The following is a 20,177-nucleotide window of genomic DNA, read 5'->3' on the forward strand; positions in this document are numbered from 1 at the left end:
GCGCTCTAGATTCGTCTTAAAGGTTGTGGGTTAACACTTTCACGAAACTGTTCCACGGCTTCTGTATAACGAATGGGAAGAACGTATTCGAGGTTTTCGTGGGGACGGGCGATGATGTGGGTCGAGAGGACTTGACCACCTTTAACACGATTAGATGCCGCTTCTGTCCCCGCCGATACGGAGGCCTGTACCTCCGAAACGTCCCCCCGGACGATGACGGTGACGCGACCACTACCAATTTTTTCGTAACCTACTAGGGTTACGCGGGCGGCTTTTACCATGGCATCAGCCGCCTCGACGACGGCTGGGAAACCCAAGGTTTCCACCATGCCCACTGCAATTGACATAATATTTTTGTCTCCTAATGGTTGGCTTTCTTCGACTCTATAGATGCTGACCCCGATTAACGGTGTTTAATAGCTGCGGAATTGCTCTACTTCTTCGGTGTAGCGAATGGGCAGCACGTATTCGAGGTTTTCGTGGGGACGGGCGATGATATGGGTAGATAGCACTTGTCCTCCGTTAACCCGGTTGGCGTTTTCCACTCCGGCAGCCACAGAAGCTTGCACTTCTGAAACGTCTCCCCGGACAATGACAGTGACGCGACCACTACCGATCTTTTCGTAACCCACTAGAGTCACCCTGGCGGCCTTGACCATGGCATCGGCCGCTTCCACAACGGCGGGAAATCCTAGGGTTTCAATCATTCCTACTGCAATTGGCATTTTTTTGTTCCTCGCTTGTCAAGCCAAACTAAACTATTAATTTCGTTAGCGTTATCAACTTTGTTTCAGTCAAATTCTTTCCTTGTTACTTTTCCTGCTCTAGCTTTGGTGGCAGTCGGGATCGTGGCAAGGTGGGTAAGACCATCCTGAATTTTATCTCGATCGTGACCGTTTTCATCCACTAATTTTATTTTCTAGGGCTGGTTGGTAAAAATTTGACGAGTCAGGCAAAATTATCAACCTAAAAAAAGCATAGGAAACTATGACACCTTTGACAATATAAAACATTATGATTATTTCTCATCTTCAGGTTAACGAAAGTTAATCATTCCTTCCTTTCCCCCATCAGCCTCAGCAATTATCGGGAGATTTAAAGCGAAAACCCTTGCTAAGAACGGATTTTCGCTTTAACTTCTCTCTTGGCGGCTTGCTTGTCTTTGCCAGATTTATTGGCAGATAAAAGCCTATTTTTCGCTGATTTCGGCTTTTTTATAATTTTTTTATACTATATATGGCTGGGGTGGGGAGTGGGGTGAGGGGAGTGGGAATTATAAATTATGAATTATGAATTATGAATTGGGAGCATTCCACTTTTGCCATAAGCAATTATACTTAGATGCGAAATGCTTAGATGGCAAGCCTTTTCGGTAGTTCTGGGAATTATAAATTATGAATTATGAATTATGAATTGGGAGCATTCCAATTTTGCCATAAGCAATTGTACTTAGATGCGAAATGCTTAGTTGGATGCTCCCTATGAATTGGGGAGAGAGGGGAGCCTTTTTCAGTGATTAGTAAACAGTGAAGTGAAAACTCACATCTGATCAGTGATCAGTGATCACTGGTAACTGATCACTGATTCTTATGAATTATGAATTGGAAGCATCCCAATTTTGCCATAAGCAATTGTACTTAGATGCGAAATGCTTAGTGGGATGCTCCCTATGAATTGGGGAGAGGGGGAGCCTTTTTCAGTGATCAGTAAACAGTGAAGTGAAAACTCACATCTGATCACTGATCAGTGATCACTGGTAACTGATCACTGATTCTAGCGATCGATCTCGCCTTCGTAGGGTTGAACACCGATCGAGGGATAATTATCGTGGTTAGGGCTGAAAACTTCTAACACTGCATGGGCCAACTTTTGGAAAAAGTCGGGACTCTCGTGCAAGGATTTAAGTGCCGCTTCTAATTCAGGACGGGAGAAATCGAAGCCTTGGGAGCGAGCTATCTCTAGTAACTGCTGAGGATCTTGGGTTGAGCGCATTTTTTGACCTAATTCTTCGTTTTTAGCGGCTAAGGCGAAGAAATCGAACACTTGATTTTTAGACATATAAATACTTTTCCTTTGATGATTAAAGGTTTGGCCTCGGCGGCGTGGAGGTTAAACTGCCTAGTTATGGTTTATTTTTATCCTACCAGTCAGGAGATATCCTCAAAGCAAAAGTTTCGTTTTTATTTGCTTGTATAGCTGAGTATGCTTTTTCTGGGGTGTGGGGTGTGGGGTGTGGGGTGTGGGGAAGTGGGGAAGTGGGGTGTGGGGAGAATAAATAAAAATAACCTCCTCAATCCTCAATCCTCAATCCTCAATCTTAACTTTTTGGTCATCAGAGCAGCCGATAGTCAGTCCCGATGAAAAAATTTTCACCCCCACAGATGAAAGAGGTTTCCTTCCCTACACCCCACACCCCACACCCTACACCCTACACCCTCTTTCAAGTCAGAGAATAAATAGCCTAAAATAGAAACCTGCACTCTTGTTTCTGTAGCCAGCATCATGAATAAATCCCCACGTCGTTACCATATCACCACCTTTGGTTGTCAGATGAATAAAGCTGACTCCGAACGCATGGCGGGTATTTTAGAAGATTTGGGGTTTCAATGGTCCGAGGATGCCAACGAAGCCGATTTAATCCTCTACAATACCTGTACAATTCGCGATAATGCCGAACAGAAAGTATATTCCTATCTCGGTAGACAGGCTAAACGCAAACAAACTCAACCCGATCTTACTCTAGTGGTCGCTGGCTGCGTGGCCCAACAGGAAGGGGAACAATTATTAAGACGAGTTCCCGAAGTGGATTTAATTATCGGTCCCCAACACGCAAACCGCTTGGGAGACTTATTACAACAAGTTTTTGACGGTTCCCAGGTGGTGGCCACCGAACCCATCCACATCATGGAAGATATCACCAAACCGCGCCGGGATAGTAATATTACCGCTTGGGTGAACGTCATCTATGGTTGTAATGAACGCTGTACCTATTGTGTGGTTCCGGGGGTGCGCGGGGTGGAACAATCTCGCACTCCTGCGGCAATTCGAGCAGAAATGGAACAATTAGGACAACAGGGTTATAAAGAAATCACCCTTTTAGGTCAAAATATCGATGCCTACGGACGGGATTTACCCGGAGTGACGGCAAGTGGCCGACATCTGCATAATTTCACCGATTTACTCTACTACATTCACGATGTGGCTGGTATTGAACGTCTCCGTTTTGCCACCAGTCACCCCCGCTATTTTACCGAACGTTTGATTAAAGCTTGTCAGGAATTACCTAAAGTTTGTGAACATTTTCATATTCCTTTTCAATCGGGGGATAATGATATCCTCAAGGCCATGAAACGGGGCTATACTCAGGAAAAATACCGACAAATTATTGCTAATATTCGCAATTTAATGCCGGATGCTGCCATTAGTGCCGATGCGATTGTCGGATTCCCCGGAGAAACAGAGGCACAGTTCGAGAATACTTTAAAATTAGTCGATGAGATTGGTTTTGATCAATTAAATACGGCCGCCTATTCTCCCCGTCCAGGCACTCCGGCCGCTGTTTGGGATGATCAATTAAGTGAGCAGGTAAAAAGCGATCGCCTACAAAGATTAAATCATTTAGTGGCCACCAAAGCTGCGGAACGTTCCCAAAGATATTTAGGCAGAATTGAGGAAATTTTAGTGGAAGACGTTAACCCTAAAGATGCTAGTCAAGTTATGGGAAGAACTGGAGGTAATCGCTTAACTTTCTTTACGGGAAATATTGAGCAATTGCGAGGCAAATTTGTTAAAGTTAAAATTACCGAAGTCCGTCCCTTTAGTTTGACGGGAGTGATCTTTTAAGTAGTGGTGCAAAATTAATTTCTTGGTTAGGAGAGGCAATAGGCCATAGGCAAGAGGTAGTTAAATGTGTATAACTAATTTTGCTTAGGTACTTAATAGTTAACAGTGACCCCTCAGCAGCGAAAAAAGACAATAGCTATCGGGAATAATTGGGTATTTTATGGATATTATCGCTATTTTGCAGCAAGATTATCAAAGATTTCCCCTCGATCAAACCTATGATATTTATGCTGATGACGTTTATTTTCAAGACCCTCTCAATCAATTTCGGGGGATTAAACGCTATCGGGAAATGATTGGTTTTATGGGTCAATGGTTCCAAGCTATCAAGATGGATGTCCACGCAATTGAACAGCAGGGAAATATTATTAATACCCGTTGGACATTGCACTGGATAACTCCTTTACCTTGGCGGCCTCGCATCGCTATTTCTGGACGCAGTGAATTAACTCTCGATGACAATAATCTGATTATTTCTCATATCGATTATTGGGATTGTTCACGCTGGGATGTGCTGCGTCAGCATTTATCTTTTCCCAGTTCTTAACTACATTTTTTAACCAGAAAATGCCGACCAACGAGCGCTCGTTTGCTTGACAAAATCCTGTAAAAATGCTAGGCGTTGATTTTGTTCCCAGACCTGTTTAACTTTATTCTGCAAACTCGTCCAATTCCAATCATTATTCAATTGCTCGTTAATTTCCTGTTCTTGGAAATATTCAATTAAACTTAAACCGGCTAAACGAGTTAGATAGGCTGCCCCGATTCCCTGTACTGTACCACCGGCGATATAAGTAATCGCATTTCCCTTGAGAATTGTTCCCAATGCCTGAGTTGTCACCTCTACCATACCCAATTGTACCATCATTTTTCCCAGGGTAGTCATGGCTGTTTTTGCTTGTTCCAGGGACATTTTTTGTTGATAAATTGCCCCTAAATCCACTAACATTTGAGTGTTAGTGGCTGCTGCTAAAACTAAATCTAGGGCCGCGAGAGGATTAGCAAAAGTGGCAGTAGCGGCTATCCATTGATATTGTTCGATAACAGGTAAAGCCTTTTTGCGTCGGGATTGATTGAGTAATTGTTTGGTTTCCTTGGCTAATTCGAGCGCTTGTCTCCAGATAGTTCCAAGAACTAATTCCTGCTTTTCTTGTTCGATAATTTGTCGGAGATGATTATCTAAAGGATCGATAACCACGGTTTGGGGTTCCGTCCATTCCTTGATTTCTCCATTGCTTTGATGTTGACGAACTTTTAGGGGTTCAGGGGCAGCGGCTATGGCTAAAATATGATGAGCAGGAATAGTTTCTTTCAGTCTTTGTTTCAGGGAAAGGAGTATTTCTTCTCTGGTTTCGGCGGGTAAACGATCCTGTTTATTCAGTAACAGGATAACACGCTGGTGCATTCGATCGAATTGCTGGAGAATTTGCCATTCGGAATCGCTTAAATCCCCATTGATGAGATACAAAACTAAGTCGGCTGCCAGAGCTTTTTTCTGGTTAGCGGTGGAGTCGAGAGTTAGAAGCGGTTCCGTTTCCAGAAAAGCGATAGATTCCCCAAAGTTGCCGCTTTCTAGTAGTTTTTTTAAGGCAGTTTTACCAGTTTTTCTAGCACCAGTAATGGCAATTTTCAGGTCTTGGCGACTAAATTCTTGATTTAATTGGGTTAAACTGGTTTTGAGTGGGGTTAAGTCTTGATCGGGGTCTTCTTTGGCCAGATAATTAATTATCTTCTCGGCTTTGCTAATCCCTTGTTTAACCTTTTCTAGACTCAGGGGAGTGGGAGGAGAAAAATCGATTTTCGAGTTGGGTTTTTGCCAAAACCAGATACCGGCACCAACAGCAATCGCACCGAAAATACCCCAGGAACCAATTTCGCTCACTGTACTATTGAGACTTTCCCCCAGGGTGAAAGCAATGGTAATACCTATCCCCGTCACTAAAATCGGTTTACCCAATCTTACCGTCATTTTTCCTGATCCTCGCCAACTGCTCTGATTATTCTAGCTTTTTTGTGCTGGATTTCATCCCCAACTCAACTTTTTAGCCGACAATTCCCCTGGTTCGTCCCGGCCGCTCTTGCCTAAAAGGCCCTAGATATGTCATAATGATCGATTGCGTGTAAATTTACCCGATCCCCTGTTGTTATGGCTAGTAAAAAAGGCGTTCGCCTGATCATCACTGTAGAATGCACGGAATGCCGCAGTAATCCCGATAAGCGTACCCCCGGCGTTTCTCGCTACACCACCAGCAAAAACCGTCGCAATACCACCGGCAGACTGGAAATCAAGAAATACTGTCCCCACTGCAATAAGCACACCGTCCACAAGGAAATTAAGTAAACACACTTTAGTTAAAAAGTCAAGCAATCTTTACAAATCTATGAGCTACTATCGTAAACGTCTCTCCCCCATCTCCCCCAGTCAACCGATTGACTACAAAGACACCGAACTCCTCCGCAAATTCATCACCGAACGCGGCAAACTTCTACCTAGACGCATCACCGGTTTAACTTCTAAACAACAGCGAGATTTAACTGAAGCGGTGAAACGGGCCCGTTTAATGGCTTTATTGCCTTTTGTCAACCAAGAAGCCTAAATTCAGTGATCAGTAATCAGTAATCAGTGAACAGTGATCACTGAAAATAATTGGCTAATTAAAACAGTTATCCTAATGGTGGGGTAGGAGGTTCTCCTTTTGGAGAGCCAGTCGTCGATGCCAAATTAGGTTATGCTTCATCTTGATGAGAAACGCTGTAATTAAACTCTGATAAGTAATAGAACAAAATTAACTTCTTGGTGAGGATAGGCACTCGTGCAAGAGGCACTCATGCAAGAGGTAGTTAGATATGTGTAATTAATTGTGTCTAGCTGCTTAACTTAAAACTTAAAACTTAAAACTTAAAACTTAAACCTGATAACTGATAACTGATAACTGATCTCAGTATCTTGGGGTTGCTTTCTCGTTTTTGCAAAGAAATATATCGGAATCGGCAGCGGATAGGAAAAATTGTGCGAGGATCTTAAGAAATAATTAAATCGCCCTAGGAGTAGCCGACGATTTTGTGATTATCGATCCAAATCCACCAATTAGCACAAGGGGAGGCTCTTATGGAAAAGCAGCCGTCAGAAATCGATACCGAGTTGGATGCACAGCTAAAAGAGGAGGATTCCGAGCAGTTTCTGCGTAGTATATTTAATTCCGTGCAAGCGTCGATTTTTGTGGTGGACGTGCTGGAAAATAGAGATTTTCGCTATGTGGGTGCAAACCCCGTTCATGAATGCTGGACAGGATTGCGCTCATCAGATATTAAAGGCAAAACTCCCGAACAAATCCTTCCCCCCGATGATGCGCGTAGTGTGCGGCAACACTACAGTGATTGTGTACGTTACGGAACGACTATTTCCTACGAACAGTATTTACCTTTTCAAAATATACCCTACTGGTGGCTAACGACTTTAACACCCCTACGGGATGACAATGGGAGCATCTATCGTTTAGTGGGAACCAGTACCAATATCACCGAACGCAAACAGGCGGAAGAAGCTTTAAGATTACAAGCAGAACGAGAACAACTACTGGGGGTAATGCAGGAAAGAATCCGGCAATCGTTGGATCTTGATCGCATTTTGCAAAGAACTGTTAAAGAAGTGCGACAATTTCTTAACTGCGATCGAGTGTTAATTTATCGTTTATTCCCCGATCATAGTGGCATGATTGTGGTGGAATCCCATACTGGGAGGATTAATTCTGTCTTAGGAAACAGGATCCAGGATCCCTGTTTTAATTTATCCTCAGAACGTCTGGAAAATTATCGCCGTGGCAGGATTCAAGTTATTGAAAATGTCCATAATTCGGGACTTGATCCCTGTTATCGCAGCTTACTCACCTCTTTGCAAGTACAGGCTAACTTGGTGGTGCCAATTATCTGCGATAACCAACTCTGGGGGTTACTAATTGCCCAAAACTGCCAAAAAACTCGCTCTTGGCAATCCCAAGAAATCGATCTGCTCAAACAATTAGCCATTCAAGTGGGAATTGCCATTCAACAAGCAGAACTACACCAACGGGTAAAATGCTTGAATACTGCTCTAGAATCGGAGGTGCAGCAAAGAACCGCCGAATTGCAGATGAGTTTGAAGTATGAAGCATTAATCGGACGGATTACCGAAAAAATTCGCGATAGTCTCGATGAAAATCATATTCTGCAAACTACCACCAGGGAATTAGTGCAGGTTTTACCCGTAGAAAGGGCCCAAATTGAGCTTTACGATCCCAGTCGCAGCAAAGCTACTATTGTCCACGAATATACCACTCAAGAGCTTATCTGTCAGGGAATTACCCGTCAAATTAGCGATTTTCCCGAAATCTATCAACCGCTGCTGCACAAACAAATTTTACAGTTTGTTGATCGTCTTCCTCTTGGCAATCCGCAAATTGGTCGTGTTAACCGTTGTGCTTGTGCTATCTTTGACGATCAGGGTTTTTTGGGCAATCTTTGGCTAATTCGACCAGCTAATCATATTTTTAACTCTTTAGAAACTAATTTGATTCAACATATTGCCACCGAATGTGCGATCGCTATTCGACAAGCGCGACTCTACGAATCTTCCCAAGCACAAGTGAGGGAATTAGAAAAACTGGAAAGATTAAAAAGCGAATTCCTGAAAACCCTTTCCCATGAACTGCGAACCCCGATTACCAGCATTCGTCTAGCGGTGGAAACCCTAGAAAGTCTCCTAGAATATCAAGGAATCGAGATCGATCCAAAGGATTCGATCGGTCAACTGTTGCAAATTCTTAACATTGAATCTCAACGTCAGAGTAAGTTAGTTAATGATCTGTTGACTTTAACCTATCTGGATGCGGAAAGCGAACCCCCAGCGATCGAAGCAATCGACTTACTTTCTTGGCTACCCTTATTAGTGGAACCTTTTCGTCATCTCACCCGCGAGCGACAACAGCAGTTAATTTTAGATATAGATGGGGATATACCGGAGATTAACACCAGTCTGTGTCATATCGAGCGCATCATAGCGGAATTACTGACCAATGCGTCTAAATATACTCCAGAGCAGGGAATAATTAGGGTAAATGTCTGGCGTGCGGACGAGCAAATATTAATTAGTGTGAGCAATTCAGGAGTAGAAATCGCTCCAGAGGAATTATCAAGAATATTCGCCCCTTTTTATCGCATTCCTAACCAAGATCCCTGGCGCTACAGTGGCACCGGTTTAGGTTTAGCTTTGGTCTGCAAACTGATTAAACCCCTGAATGCTACCATCGATGTCACCAGTGCCAATGCTGTCACCACTTTTACCCTCACCTTGCCAATCTAGTCGAGCGGAAAACTTTTTAGAAAAAAACCTTGCAATTATTTCGAGGGCGTGCTATATTAAGAAAGGACAAAAAAAAGCCGAGATAGCTCAGTTGGTAGAGCAGAGGACTGAAAATCCTCGTGTCCGCGGTTCAAATCCGCGTCTTGGCATCGGAAAAACACGAAAATCTGCCCTGTATTTACTTTCTATTCTGCTAGGTTTTGTAAATGCAGCTGACTGTCTTAGGTTTGGTGGGTAAAATGTATTCTAAGATACAGTCTTGCGGGCGAACGACTGGAACGAACCACTCCAGACACAAAGGACACAAAGATTGATCGCTACTATATCAGTTAAACTTATCACACAAAGAATAGGAGAGCCTGCAGCCTTTCTCGTCAAGATGAAGTGTAACCTAATTTGGTAAGCTGAAAGCTTTGATGTACTTAGTTTATAACCTTCTTTTTAGGTAGGAGAATTGCCAGATTCTTTCTTTTGCCTGTTGCCTGTTGCCTCTTGCCTTCAGTTCACTGATAACTGATAACTGATAACTGATAACTGATAAGTCTCCCCAACCCGCAACCACTTTTTGATTTTGGGCTTGACGTAAGCGGTCACGGATGAAGATAATCTAACAAGTATGTACGACAATGAAATCCTAGACTCTAGCAACTCCTCAAATAATCCTCTCGATGGGGGCGATCCGGATCAAGCAGCGGAAATCCCCCCCGATCCCGAGGAAATGCTCTCATTGCTTACTTCTGCTCATGTGAGCGAGAGAATGATCGCCGCTCGCGCCTTTTGTGAATTGCGGGACGAAAGAGCGATCGCACCTTTACTAGAGATGTTAAACGATGTCTGTCCCCTAGTGCGTGTCAGTGTCGCCTACGCTTTGGGACGAAATCCCAGTCTTAGGGCCGTGGAGCCTTTAATCGATTTACTGGCCCGAGATTGGAATGGTTACGTCAGAAAAGGGGTAGTTTGGGCCCTGGGTAACTGTGGCGATCGCTCTGCGATCGAGCCTTTGGTTCATGCTCTTAAAACTGATATTTCGGCGGTGCGATTATGGGCAGCCAGTAGTTTGGCCCAGATTGCCAAGGTCAATTATGAAGATATCATCACCGTTTTGCCGCCTTTAATTGAAGGATTGCGCCGGGATTTAATCGCAGCCGTGCGGAGTAATTGCGCTTGGTCGATCGGTCAATTATGCCGAGAATTGCCCTTCAATGTGATTTATGCCACGGCGATCGATGCTTTAATCGAGGCCTTGGTGGAAGATGAGGATTTAGGTGTCAAGGAGGATGCGAGAGGTGCTTTATTAAAAGTGGGCGACCCGAGAGGATTACAATTGATCGAGGAATTAGAGCTTGAAGGAATTATCTAAACCGCTAATTTTGGGCGTTACAGGGGCATCAGGGCTGATTTATGCTGTCCGTACTCTCAAATATCTACTTTTAGCCGACTACACGATCGATCTAGTGGCTTCCAAATCAGCTTACACTGTCTGGCAAGCGGAAGATCAGACGCGGATGCCTCCAGAACCGGAGCTGCAAGAACAATTTTGGCGCGGCCAATGTGGGGTGATGGAGGGGGGGAAATTACGCTGTCATCGTTGGGGGGATGTGGGGGCAACGATCGCCAGTGGTTCCTATCGCACCCTTGGTATGGTAATTATTCCCTGTAGCATGAGTACAGTGGCTAAATTAGCGGGGGGGTTAAGTTCCGATTTGCTAGAAAGAGCGGCCGATGTGCAGATTAAGGAGGGCAGAAAATTGGTTTTAGTGCCGCGAGAAACCCCTTTTAGTTTAATTCATCTGCGTAATTTAACCACTTTGGCCGAGGCGGGCGTTAGAATTGTGCCAGCAATACCCGCATGGTATCACCATCCCCAATCGATCGAGGATTTGGTCGATTTTGTCATCGCTCGTACTCTCGATCAGTTAGATATCGATTGTGTGACAATTAATCGCTGGCAAGGACATTAACAGTTATCAGTTATCAGTTATCAGATGTAAGTTTTAAGTTAATTAGTTAGTTAGTTATCTTTATCTTTATACCTGTTTACTGTTTACTGATCACTGTTTACTGATCACTGTTTACTGATCACTGCTTACTGGTCACTGTTTACTGATCACTGAATCAAGGGAGGTAAAAATGGGCTGGATTATGGTCTTATTTGCGATCGCTGTAGGCGGATTACTGATCTGGCAGAATCTGGGGGTGATCACTTTGGTCTTTTTTGGCGGTATTATGACGGTAAAACTGCCCCTAGCGGTCTGGGTGTTACTTTTTACCCTAGCGGGAATTATCAGTGGTTTAACCCTGCAATTTCTCTATAGTTTTGGTCGTCCTTTGGCTGCCCCAAAAGCCTCCCCTCGTATAGCGAATAATCCTACAGTCTCACCCCCATCTCCCCGACCTACCTATATTCAAGATTCTGCTCCGTCTCCACCGAGTAACGATTGGGAAAGAGATAGCGGTGATGATTGGAATTTTGATACACCCCCCCTTCGACGTAGCTCAGGGCAAGCCGAAAAACCGACCACCATTCAGGATCGGGAAGAATTCTCGCCTAGGGTAGCTGATGGGGAAAGAGTTGATTTTGTCAAGCCTCCTAGTGACAGTTCTCGAACTGGCTCGGTTTATTCCTATAGTTACCGCACAGCCAAACAGACTCGCGGGGAAAAAGCCGATCAAGTGTACGATGTCAATTATCGGATTATTACGCCCCCCGCCGAGGATCAAAACGAAGTAAACAAAGGGGATGAGGAAGAGTGGATTTAACTTTGACAGAGACAGAAACAGTGCTGATCAGCTAAAAATTGGTAAAAATACGGTAAAAAAAGCCTAAAAAACTTAATAATGCCCAAAACAGCTAATTATAGTCCTCGTTGGCTCTCTGGTTCGTTAAAGAAAAATCTAGGCTAATCCGATAATAACCTACTTGCAAATCCTGCTAGGGGGGTTTTATCTGTTAAAATTTCTTGTCGTCGTGAAGTGAAGCGGGAAGAATATGCGAATTCTATTTGTGGGTGCAGAAGCCGCCCCAATTGCCAAAGTTGGGGGAATGGGAGACGTAATTGGGGCATTACCGAAAGTCTTGCGTCAGCTAGGTCATGACGTGCGGATTTTTCTGCCCTACTACGGTTTTCTCCAGGAAAAAATGGACATCCCTTCCGAACCCATTTGGTCAGGATTCGCCATGTTTCAGGATTTTTTGGTCTATGAAACGGTTTTACCCGATACGGATATTCCCCTCTACCTCTTTGGTCATCTAGCTTTCTCTGGACGTAGTATCTACGGAGGCGAAGATGAGGCCTGGAGATTTACCCTTTTTGCGAATGGTGCGGCGGAATTTGCTTGGAATTACTGGAAACCGCAAGTTATTCACTGTCATGATTGGCATACGGGCATGATTCCCGTCTGGATGCACCAAGACCCCGATATTAGCACGGTTTTTACTATCCATAATCTCGCCTACCAGGGGCCTTGGCGGGAGGCATTAGAAAAAATGACTTGGTGTCCTTGGTATATGCAGGGCGATAATACCATGGCCGCGGCGGTTCAATTTGCCAATCGCGTCACGACTGTCTCTCCCACCTATGCCCGTCAAATACAGACCCCCATTTATGGCGAAAATTTAGAGGGATTATTGTCCTATATTTCTGGCAATCTGGTGGGGATTGTCAACGGCATCGATACGGAGGTGTATAACCCGGCTAAAGATGTTTATCTTAAGCAGAATTTTACCCCAGAAACCATCGAAAAACGTCTGGCCAATAAAATTGCCCTGCAAGAAGAAGTGGGGCTACAGGTCAGCAGAAATGCCTTTGTCATGGGGATGGTGACGCGTTTGGTGGAACAAAAAGGTATTGATCTAGTGATGCAAATTTTAGATCGCTTTCTCACCTATACTGATGCACAATTGATTATTTTAGGTACAGGCGATCGCTATTATGAAACCCAACTATGGGAGATGACTTCCCGTTTCCGGGGGCGAATGTCCCTGCATCTTCTCTATAGTGATGCCCTTTCCCGTCGCATCTATGGGGGGGCCGATGCTTTGTTAATGCCTTCCCGTTTTGAACCCTGCGGCATTTCCCAATTAATGGCCATGCGTTATGGTTGCATCCCCATGGTACGTCGCACCGGTGGTTTAGTCGATACGGTATCTTTCCACGACCCAATTCAGGAAAAAGGAACGGGATTTAGTTTTGATCGCTATGAACCTTTAGACCTGTTTACCTGTATGATCCGGACTTGGGAAAGTTTCCGTTATAAACAGGATTGGCAAAAACTACAGCAACGGGCAATGACTCAAGATTTCAGTTGGTATAAATCCTCTTTGGAATATCTAAAAATCTACAAACAAATCACTGGACAATCGGAGCAATTATCCGATGAAGAAAAGGATAAATTTGTCGCCCTGACTAGCAGTTAAATCCTGATTAAGTAGGGGTGGAGATATAACCCCTACTTAATCAGGATTTAATCAATAATGGCGTTGAGAAGAACTTCCGCTAGGGTCATATCTTCCATATCATCGATAGTAATTGTGTCAACGATATCGAATTTAGCCCCAGCCGATTCTAGCTGATCGTCTAAAGCTTTAAGAAATTCGGTTGCTTGTCGATCATTGCCTACTTGAATCAGAGAAATGGCTAATTCTTGATCGCTATCGAGTTTTCGAGAAGCTTCGATAATTTGACGCATCACCGCTTTGCGATCATCTGGTTCTCCGTCGGTAATCACCAGAATAGTTTCTCCGTTGGGTTTAGTTTTGCCGGCAGTTTTGCGCTGAAAATAATTATCAAGGGCATCTCGGAGAACAGCTGCTAGGTCTGTCCTCCCCATCGGTTCGTTTTCTTGATAAATTCGTGTCACCTTATCGGAAGTGACATTATCATAGCGTCGGAAACGTCCGGAGAAAAGATAGATAGTGATGCCGTCCGGATCGATTTCCTCGCACTTTCTAGCCAAGGCGAGGGTGGATTCTTGGGCAATTTGCCAACGGGTTTTCTCACTGGGTTTATCAGCAGTGGACATACTGCCACTTTTGTCAATAATCAGAGTATAATCTCTGTCTTGTACAACACTTTCACTGGTCATAGGGGCTATACCTCCAAGCGATTTGCGCTCGTCCTAGTCTAATAATTATTAAACTCTAGGATGGAAACTCCACCTCGATCGACTAGGGTTTTTTAACTATTGGGGAAGGAGACAGCGTAATCAACAGCAGAAACTATCGCCAGAAAACCGGTCGGGCTAAAATGAAAAAAGTATGAAAATTATTTCCTTAGCCGATGACTGATAGCAAATCGATCGCCTCAACCGAAAAAAAGCCAGATCAGCCACCTTCTTGGAGTTTTTGGACGGTGTTTAGTTCCACCTTCCTAACCATATTTTTTGCTGAAATCGGCGATAAAACCCAATTAGCCACCCTTCTGATCAGTGCCGAATCCCAATCTCCCTGGGTGGTTTTTGCCGGGGCAGCCAGCGCTTTAATCGCTACCAGTCTCCTCGGTGTCCTGATCGGTTATTGGATTGCGCGTCGTCTTTCCCCGAAAACTTTAGATATCGGTGTCGCTATTCTTCTCCTTTTGATCACTGGTTTACTCATCGGCGATATTCTCTAATCAATCAGTGATCAGTGTGACTGTTTACTGTTTACTGTTCACTGTTCACTGGAAAAAGCTTCCCATCTCCCTAGAATTTATGAATTGGCAATTATTCGGACTGACATTTATCACGGTTTTTTTGGCAGAAATAGGCGATAAAAGTCAATTAGTAGCGATCGCTCTCGGTGGCAGTTCCAAATCACCCAAAGCTGTCTTTTTTGGCTCAATTACCGCCTTAATCTGCACCAGTTTCTTAGGAGTCCTGGCGGGGGGCAGTATGGCGCAGTTATTCCCCGCTAAGATATTAAAAGCGATAGCGGCCATTGGTTTTGCACTGCTTGCTGTCCGGCTGCTTTGGCCAGATTCGGACTGATAATTGGGTTTGCGGCAAAAAGCTTTTCGGTGGGGGCAGGGTGTGGGGTGTGGGGTGTGGGGTGTGGGGTGTGGGGTGTCGGAAGAATAAATAGAAATAATCTCCTGCCTCCTGTCTCCCGACTCCTGCCTCCTGTCTCCCGACTCCTGATAGCTAAAAAACTGAGGCAAATTCCAGAAAAATAATTAATTTTTCCTGAAAAAGTAGCAAAAATTACAAAAAATATCCAAAAAGTAGCGAAAATTACAAAAAATCTGCTAACCTAGCCGTAATATCACACAGATATTTGTAGAAAGATTCCCGAAAATCTCCTCAGCAAAAACGTCTGTGTGAAGTAGCTAATATTGTCAGCGAGGTTAGTTCAAGATCATCATGTCAAATTTAGGACGACGTAAATTTCTCCTGTACGGTTCTGCCGCTTTGGGAACCAGTATTCTGTTAAAAGCTTGCGGTGGCAATCAAAGCCAAACCCCCACGGCTAGTCCTAGCCCGGCTGCTAGTCCCGCCCCGGCTTCTGGAGAGACAATTAAGGTGGGTATTCTGCACTCCCTCAGTGGCACCATGGCCATCAGTGAAACCAGCGTAGTTGATGCGGAAAAACTGGCGATCGAGGAAATCAATGCCGCCGGTGGTGTTCTTGGTAAACAGATCGAGGCAGTGGTGGAAGATGGCGCTTCCGATTGGCCAACTTTTGCCGAAAAAGCCACCAAACTGATCGATCAGGACAAAGTTGCGACTGTTTTCGGTTGTTGGACTTCCGCCAGTCGTAAGGCGGTTTTGCCCGTGTTTGAAGCCAAAAACCATATGCTCTGGTATCCTGTCCAGTACGAGGGTCAAGAGTGTTCTAGAAATATCTTCTACACTGGGGCTGCACCTAACCAACAGATCGAGCCGGCAGTGACTTGGTTGCTGGAAAATAAAGGGAAAAAATTCTTCCTCGTCGGTTCCGACTACGTTTTTCCCCGCACTGCCAACACGATTATTAAAGAGCAGTTAAAGGCGAAAGGCGGCGAAACCGTAGGCGAAGACTATCTACCTCTAGGTAACACGGAAGTTACCCCGATTATTACCAAAATTAAGCAAGCTTTACCCGATGGCGGCGTTATTTTCAACACCCTCAACGGTGATAGTAACGTGGCTTTCTTCAAACAACTGCAAGCGGCTGGTTTAACTCCCGATAAATATCCGGTCATGTCGGTGAGTGTTGCTGAGGAAGAAGTTAAACAAATTGGCAAGGAATATCTCCTCGGTCAATACGCTTCTTGGAACTATTTCCAAACCGTAGATACCCCCGCTAACAAAAAATTTGTTGAGGCTTTTCGAGCTAAATTCGGTCAGGAGCGCGTCACTAACGACCCGATGGAGGCGGCCTATATTATGGTCTATCTCTGGAAGCAAGCGGTGGAACAAGCGGCAACCGCCGATGATCTGGACAAAGTTCGCGCCGCCGCCGTGGGACAAAAATTCGATGCTCCCGAAGGCCCAGTGCAAATGTTCCCCAATCATCATATCTCCAAAACCGTCCGCATTGGTCAGGTGAGAGATGATGGTCTATTTGACATCGTTTGGTCAACTCCGGGGGTAGTGGATCCGCAACCCTGGAACCAATTTGTCCCCGAAACTAAGGGCTTTGCCTGTGATTGGACGGATCCGGCTAAGGGCGGTAAATTCAAAATGGAAAAATCCTAGTTTTAGGAATTTTTCCAAACAATAACGAGAGTGAGGTGGGCATTACTGTTCACCCCACTTTTTAAACCTTAAAAATGCACGGGAATAACGAAAAGTGTCAGCATTATTAGAAGGATTATTTAATGGTATTAGCATCGGTTCTGTGCTATTGCTGGCAGCTTTAGGACTAGCGATTGTTTTCGGACTGATGGGGGTGATTAATCTCGCTCACGGTGAGTTAATGATGTTAGGGGCCTACAGTACTTTTGTGGTGCAAAATGTCTTTAAAGGTTTCGGTTCTCCCCTCTTTGATACTTATGTTTTATTCGCCCTACCGATCGCTTTTTTAGTGTCGGGATTGGCGGGATTATTATTAGAAAGGGGGGTGATTAGGTTCCTCTACGGCAGACCCCTAGAAACGCTGCTGGCTACTTGGGGAGTCAGCTTAATTCTGCAGCAATTTGTCAGAAGTGTCAACGGGTTATTAGTAATTAGTTTAATAGTTTTCTGTCTGTTATTTTTTGGGGCGATGATGGTGTTAAGTCGTCGCCTAGATTGGGAGAGAATTCGCAATTTAGCTATTGGTATCACCCTGCCTTTATCCCTAGCTATCGCTGGATTATTAGGCTATCTTTTATCTTTTAATCCCGTTCTCGCTCGACCCTGGTTTAGTGCCAGAAACGTCGATGTCACCGCTCCGGTTTGGTTACGGGGAGGTTTACCTTTACCCGGGTTTCAAATGCCCTACACCCGTCTATTTATTATCATTTTGACTGCCCTTTGTTTGTTAGGAACCTATTGGTTTTTAAATAAATCTTCTTGGGGTTTACGCATTCGTGCCGTCACCCAAAATCGCCAGATGAGTGCCTGTTTAGGCATTCCCACCAATAAAGTGGATGCTTTGACTTTTGCCCTCGGTTCGGGATTAGCTGGAGTTGCCGGTTGTGCGATTAGTTTCTTGGGTTCCGTCGGTCCAAACGTGGGACAAAATTATATCGTTGATACCTTCATGGTAGTGGTGGTGGGGGGAGTGGGTAATCTCCTGGGAACTATTATCGCAGCTATGGCCATCGGTGTGGCTAATTATTTAATTGGTTCGGGAACTTTTGCCCTGATTTTTGGTTCCGTAGAAGCACTAAAACCCCTAACGGATTTCTTCACCTTTTTCTCCACCACTAGCATGGCAAAAGTGATGATTTTTGCTTTAATTATTGCTTTCTTGCAATTCAAACCTGCGGGAATTTTTCCTCCTAAAGGACGTACTGCCGAGTTATAGATTATGATTACCGAAACCATCACTAGAAACGAATCCCGACAACGGGAAAAGAAAAAGTTAATCACGGAAATCGCTGTTATTGTTGGTTTAGTGGTCATCTTTGCGGTGTTACTGCCCTTAGCTTTGTCGGCTTTCCGTTTGCGTTTATTGGGGCGATTTCTTTCCCTGGCTATTGTCGCTTTGGGGATAGATTTAATCTGGGGTTATACGGGTTTATTAAGTCTCGGTCATGGCATCTTTTTTGCCCTCGGTGGTTACGCTTTGGCCATGTACCTAAATCTTCAGTTACCCCCCGGACAAATGCCCGAATTTTTTACTCTCTACGGGGTGACAGAATTACCTTTTATTTGGCAACCTTTTTATTCCCTACCTTTGACAATTCTAGCCCTAATTATTGTACCGGCGATTATGGCGGCATTATTAGGTTATTTAATCTTTCGCAATCGCATTAAAGGGGTTTATTTCTCGATTTTGACCCAAGCGGCTTTACTGGTATTTTTTAACTTTTTTAACGGTCAACAAAAGTTAATTAACGGCACTAATGGCTTAAAAACCGATACCCAAACAATTTTCGGGTTGCTGGTGGGTTCCGATGCCGTTCAAGTGGCCTTTTATTTACTCACAATTGTCTGTTTACTGGCTATTTATCTCCTCTGTCGTTGGTTAACTACCGGCAGATTTGGGCGCTTGTTAGTCGCCATTCGCGATGATGAGGTGCGTGTCCGTTTTTCCGGTTATGATCCTACTTGGTTTAAGGTGTTAGTTTTTGCCATTTCTGGGGCGATTGCTGGTGTTGCCGGCGCTCTTTATACGGTGCAAACGGGAATTATCACTCCTAACTCTATGGATGTGGCTTTTTCCATTGAAATGGTGATTTGGGTGGCTGTGGGGGGACGTGCTACCCTTGTGGGGGCAGTTGTCGGTACTTTATTAGTACGCATGGCCCAAACTTTTTTAAGCGAACAATTTCCGGAAGTCTGGGTATTTTTCCAAGGGGCCCTATTCCTAATTGTGGTGACAGTGCTTCCCGATGGTCTTCTCGGTGGAATTAAACGTTTGCTGACTCATTTTGGTTTCCGCAAAACTTTAATCACCTATCCTAGTATTGAGGAAGCTCCGGAAGTGCAATTGGAAAGAGAAGAATTAGAGCATAAGTGACCTTATTCTGTTAGTATTCTCCGAGTCAGGAGTGGGTCGTCAGGAGTGGGTCGTCAGGAGTCAGGAGATTATTTTTATTTATTCTTCCCACACCCTACACCCTACACCCTGCTCCCCAATTCATAATTCATAATTCATAATTACCAATTCCCTCTTAGAAATTATGACTGAAAAAATCCTAGAAATCGAGAATCTCACCGTTAGTTTTGGGGGTTTTAAAGCTCTCAATAATCTTAATTTCAGTATGGATACGGGAGAATTGCGGGTGATTATCGGTCCCAATGGTGCGGGAAAAACCACTTTTTTAGATGTGATTACGGGGAAAGTGCAACCCACCATCGGACGGGTATTATTTAAAGGTCGAGATCTCCGCAAAATTCCCGAATTTGCGATCGCTCGTTTAGGTATTGGTCGCAAATTCCAAACTCCTAGGGTATATTTAAATCTAACTGTCCGAGAAAATCTCGATTTAGTTAGTAATCGCAATAAAAATGTTTTCTCGACTCTTTTCGGTCGTCCTCCCCTAGAAGATAGCAGAAAAGTTATTGGTTTATTGGAAACTATCGGGTTAACTGCTAAAGCTGATTTACCCGCTTCTTTACTTTCCCACGGGGAAAAACAACGCTTAGAAATTGGTCAATTAGTGGCTCAGTCACCAGATTTACTGCTAGTAGATGAACCCGTGGCAGGATTAACTGATGAGGAAACGGAAAACGTGGGTAATTTGTTGTTAAATCTAGCGGAAAGTCATTCAATTATTGTCATTGAACACGATATGGAATTTGTCCGGCAAATTGCCCGCAAAGTCACGGTTTTACACCAAGGAACTGTTCTCTGTGAGGGGAATATGGAGCAAATTCAAAATGATCCGAAAGTTATTGAAGTTTATCTAGGTTCCTCGGAAGAATAAAAAGTAAAATGATTAAA

Annotated in this window: 20 protein-coding genes and 1 tRNA gene; 16 read left to right on the plus strand and 5 right to left on the minus strand. The window is 44.2% G+C overall.

All coding sequences use genetic code 11. From position 1 onward, the window contains the following. Positions 1 to 5 precede the first annotated feature (5 nt). From N0824_RS17580 to N0824_RS17590, 3 genes are all read right to left on the minus strand, one after another. Entirely contained in the window at positions 6 to 347 is a 342-nt protein-coding gene (locus N0824_RS17580; protein ID WP_002733426.1) for a carbon dioxide-concentrating mechanism protein CcmK, read from the minus strand. Positions 348 to 413: 66 nt separating this feature from the next. Further along, a complete protein-coding gene (locus N0824_RS17585) occupies positions 414 to 725 on the minus strand; it encodes a carbon dioxide-concentrating mechanism protein CcmK (RefSeq protein WP_002734613.1) in 312 nt (103 codons plus the stop codon). A 1,048-nt stretch (positions 726 to 1,773) separates the two neighbouring features. Then, positions 1,774 to 2,058 carry a Nif11-like leader peptide family natural product precursor gene (locus N0824_RS17590; protein ID WP_002741693.1) on the minus strand — a complete coding sequence of 95 codons (285 nt, stop codon included), beginning with the start codon at positions 2,056 to 2,058 and terminating at the stop codon, positions 1,774 to 1,776. A 444-nt stretch (positions 2,059 to 2,502) separates the two neighbouring features. Between N0824_RS17590 and miaB the strand changes: the two genes are divergently transcribed. Continuing rightward, a complete protein-coding gene (miaB, locus tag N0824_RS17595) occupies positions 2,503 to 3,843 on the plus strand; it encodes a tRNA (N6-isopentenyl adenosine(37)-C2)-methylthiotransferase MiaB (protein WP_108937690.1) in 1,341 nt (446 codons plus the stop codon). Between the two features lie 160 nt (positions 3,844 to 4,003). Continuing rightward, entirely contained in the window at positions 4,004 to 4,390 is a 387-nt protein-coding gene (locus N0824_RS17600; protein ID WP_008202463.1) for a DUF2358 domain-containing protein, read from the plus strand. A gap of 9 nt (positions 4,391 to 4,399) precedes the next feature. Here N0824_RS17600 and N0824_RS17605 read toward each other — a convergent pair whose 3' ends face one another. Further along, a complete protein-coding gene (locus N0824_RS17605) occupies positions 4,400 to 5,812 on the minus strand; it encodes a DUF697 domain-containing protein (RefSeq protein ID WP_108937691.1) in 1,413 nt (470 codons plus the stop codon). A 177-nt stretch (positions 5,813 to 5,989) separates the two neighbouring features. Here N0824_RS17605 and rpmG point away from each other — a divergent pair, with 177 nt between their 5' ends. The 8 genes from rpmG to glgA all read left to right on the plus strand — a co-directional run bounded on the left by rpmG (position 5,990) and on the right by glgA (position 13,598). Beyond that, on the plus strand, positions 5,990 to 6,184 hold the full coding sequence (rpmG, locus tag N0824_RS17610) for a 50S ribosomal protein L33 (protein ID WP_002734724.1): 195 nt from the start codon (positions 5,990 to 5,992) through the stop codon (positions 6,182 to 6,184). A 40-nt stretch (positions 6,185 to 6,224) separates the two neighbouring features. Beyond that, positions 6,225 to 6,440, plus strand: coding sequence for a 30S ribosomal protein S18 (gene rpsR / locus N0824_RS17615; protein WP_002732313.1), 216 nt, complete (start codon positions 6,225 to 6,227; stop codon positions 6,438 to 6,440). A gap of 512 nt (positions 6,441 to 6,952) precedes the next feature. Next, a complete protein-coding gene (locus N0824_RS17620) occupies positions 6,953 to 9,181 on the plus strand; it encodes a GAF domain-containing protein (protein WP_108937692.1) in 2,229 nt (742 codons plus the stop codon). Between the two features lie 76 nt (positions 9,182 to 9,257). Continuing rightward, positions 9,258 to 9,330: transfer RNA gene (locus tag N0824_RS17625), tRNA-Phe, on the plus strand. Positions 9,331 to 9,797: 467 nt separating this feature from the next. Then, a complete protein-coding gene (locus N0824_RS17630; protein ID WP_108937693.1) occupies positions 9,798 to 10,541 on the plus strand; it encodes a HEAT repeat domain-containing protein in 744 nt (247 codons plus the stop codon). Continuing rightward, a complete protein-coding gene (locus tag N0824_RS17635; protein WP_108937694.1) occupies positions 10,525 to 11,142 on the plus strand; it encodes a flavin prenyltransferase UbiX in 618 nt (205 codons plus the stop codon). The genes N0824_RS17630 and N0824_RS17635 overlap by 17 nt, the downstream gene beginning before the upstream one ends. Before the next feature lie 169 nt (positions 11,143 to 11,311). Continuing rightward, on the plus strand, positions 11,312 to 11,941 hold the full coding sequence (locus N0824_RS17640) for a hypothetical protein (protein ID WP_108937695.1): 630 nt from the start codon (positions 11,312 to 11,314) through the stop codon (positions 11,939 to 11,941). A 229-nt stretch (positions 11,942 to 12,170) separates the two neighbouring features. Next, on the plus strand, positions 12,171 to 13,598 hold the full coding sequence (glgA, locus tag N0824_RS17645) for a glycogen synthase GlgA (RefSeq protein ID WP_108937696.1): 1,428 nt from the start codon (positions 12,171 to 12,173) through the stop codon (positions 13,596 to 13,598). Positions 13,599 to 13,645: 47 nt separating this feature from the next. Here glgA and N0824_RS17650 read toward each other — a convergent pair whose 3' ends face one another. Further along, the gene (locus tag N0824_RS17650) at positions 13,646 to 14,266 is read right to left on the minus strand and encodes a VWA domain-containing protein (RefSeq protein ID WP_108937697.1); all 621 of its coding nucleotides are present in this window, start codon (positions 14,264 to 14,266) and stop codon (positions 13,646 to 13,648) included. Between the two features lie 194 nt (positions 14,267 to 14,460). Here N0824_RS17650 and N0824_RS17655 point away from each other — a divergent pair, with 194 nt between their 5' ends. The 6 genes from N0824_RS17655 (at position 14,461) to urtD (ending at position 20,160) form a co-directional block, all read left to right on the plus strand. Then, complete coding sequence (locus N0824_RS17655; protein ID WP_002782757.1) at positions 14,461 to 14,793, plus strand: TMEM165/GDT1 family protein; 333 nt, start codon at positions 14,461 to 14,463, stop codon at positions 14,791 to 14,793. Between the two features lie 79 nt (positions 14,794 to 14,872). Beyond that, positions 14,873 to 15,148 (plus strand): TMEM165/GDT1 family protein, encoded by a 276-nt coding sequence (locus N0824_RS17660; protein WP_002732425.1) that lies wholly within the window; start codon positions 14,873 to 14,875, stop codon positions 15,146 to 15,148. 372 nt (positions 15,149 to 15,520) lie between these two features. Continuing rightward, positions 15,521 to 16,837 (plus strand): urea ABC transporter substrate-binding protein, encoded by a 1,317-nt coding sequence (gene urtA, locus N0824_RS17665; RefSeq protein WP_108937698.1) that lies wholly within the window; start codon positions 15,521 to 15,523, stop codon positions 16,835 to 16,837. 94 nt (positions 16,838 to 16,931) lie between these two features. Further along, positions 16,932 to 18,092: a branched-chain amino acid ABC transporter permease gene (locus tag N0824_RS17670; protein ID WP_108937699.1), complete on the plus strand. Its 1,161-nt coding sequence runs from the start codon at positions 16,932 to 16,934 to the stop codon at positions 18,090 to 18,092. 3 nt (positions 18,093 to 18,095) lie between these two features. Further along, positions 18,096 to 19,250, plus strand: a complete 1,155-nt coding sequence (gene urtC, locus N0824_RS17675; protein ID WP_108937700.1) for an urea ABC transporter permease subunit UrtC — start codon at positions 18,096 to 18,098, stop codon at positions 19,248 to 19,250. A gap of 163 nt (positions 19,251 to 19,413) precedes the next feature. Next, positions 19,414 to 20,160 carry an urea ABC transporter ATP-binding protein UrtD gene (gene urtD, locus N0824_RS17680; protein ID WP_108937701.1) on the plus strand — a complete coding sequence of 249 codons (747 nt, stop codon included), beginning with the start codon at positions 19,414 to 19,416 and terminating at the stop codon, positions 20,158 to 20,160. The last annotated feature ends 17 nt before the right edge of the window (positions 20,161 to 20,177 follow it).

Source organism: Microcystis sp. 0824 (genome assembly GCF_003112475.1).
Lineage (GTDB): Bacteria > Cyanobacteriota > Cyanobacteriia > Cyanobacteriales > Microcystaceae > Microcystis > Microcystis aeruginosa_C.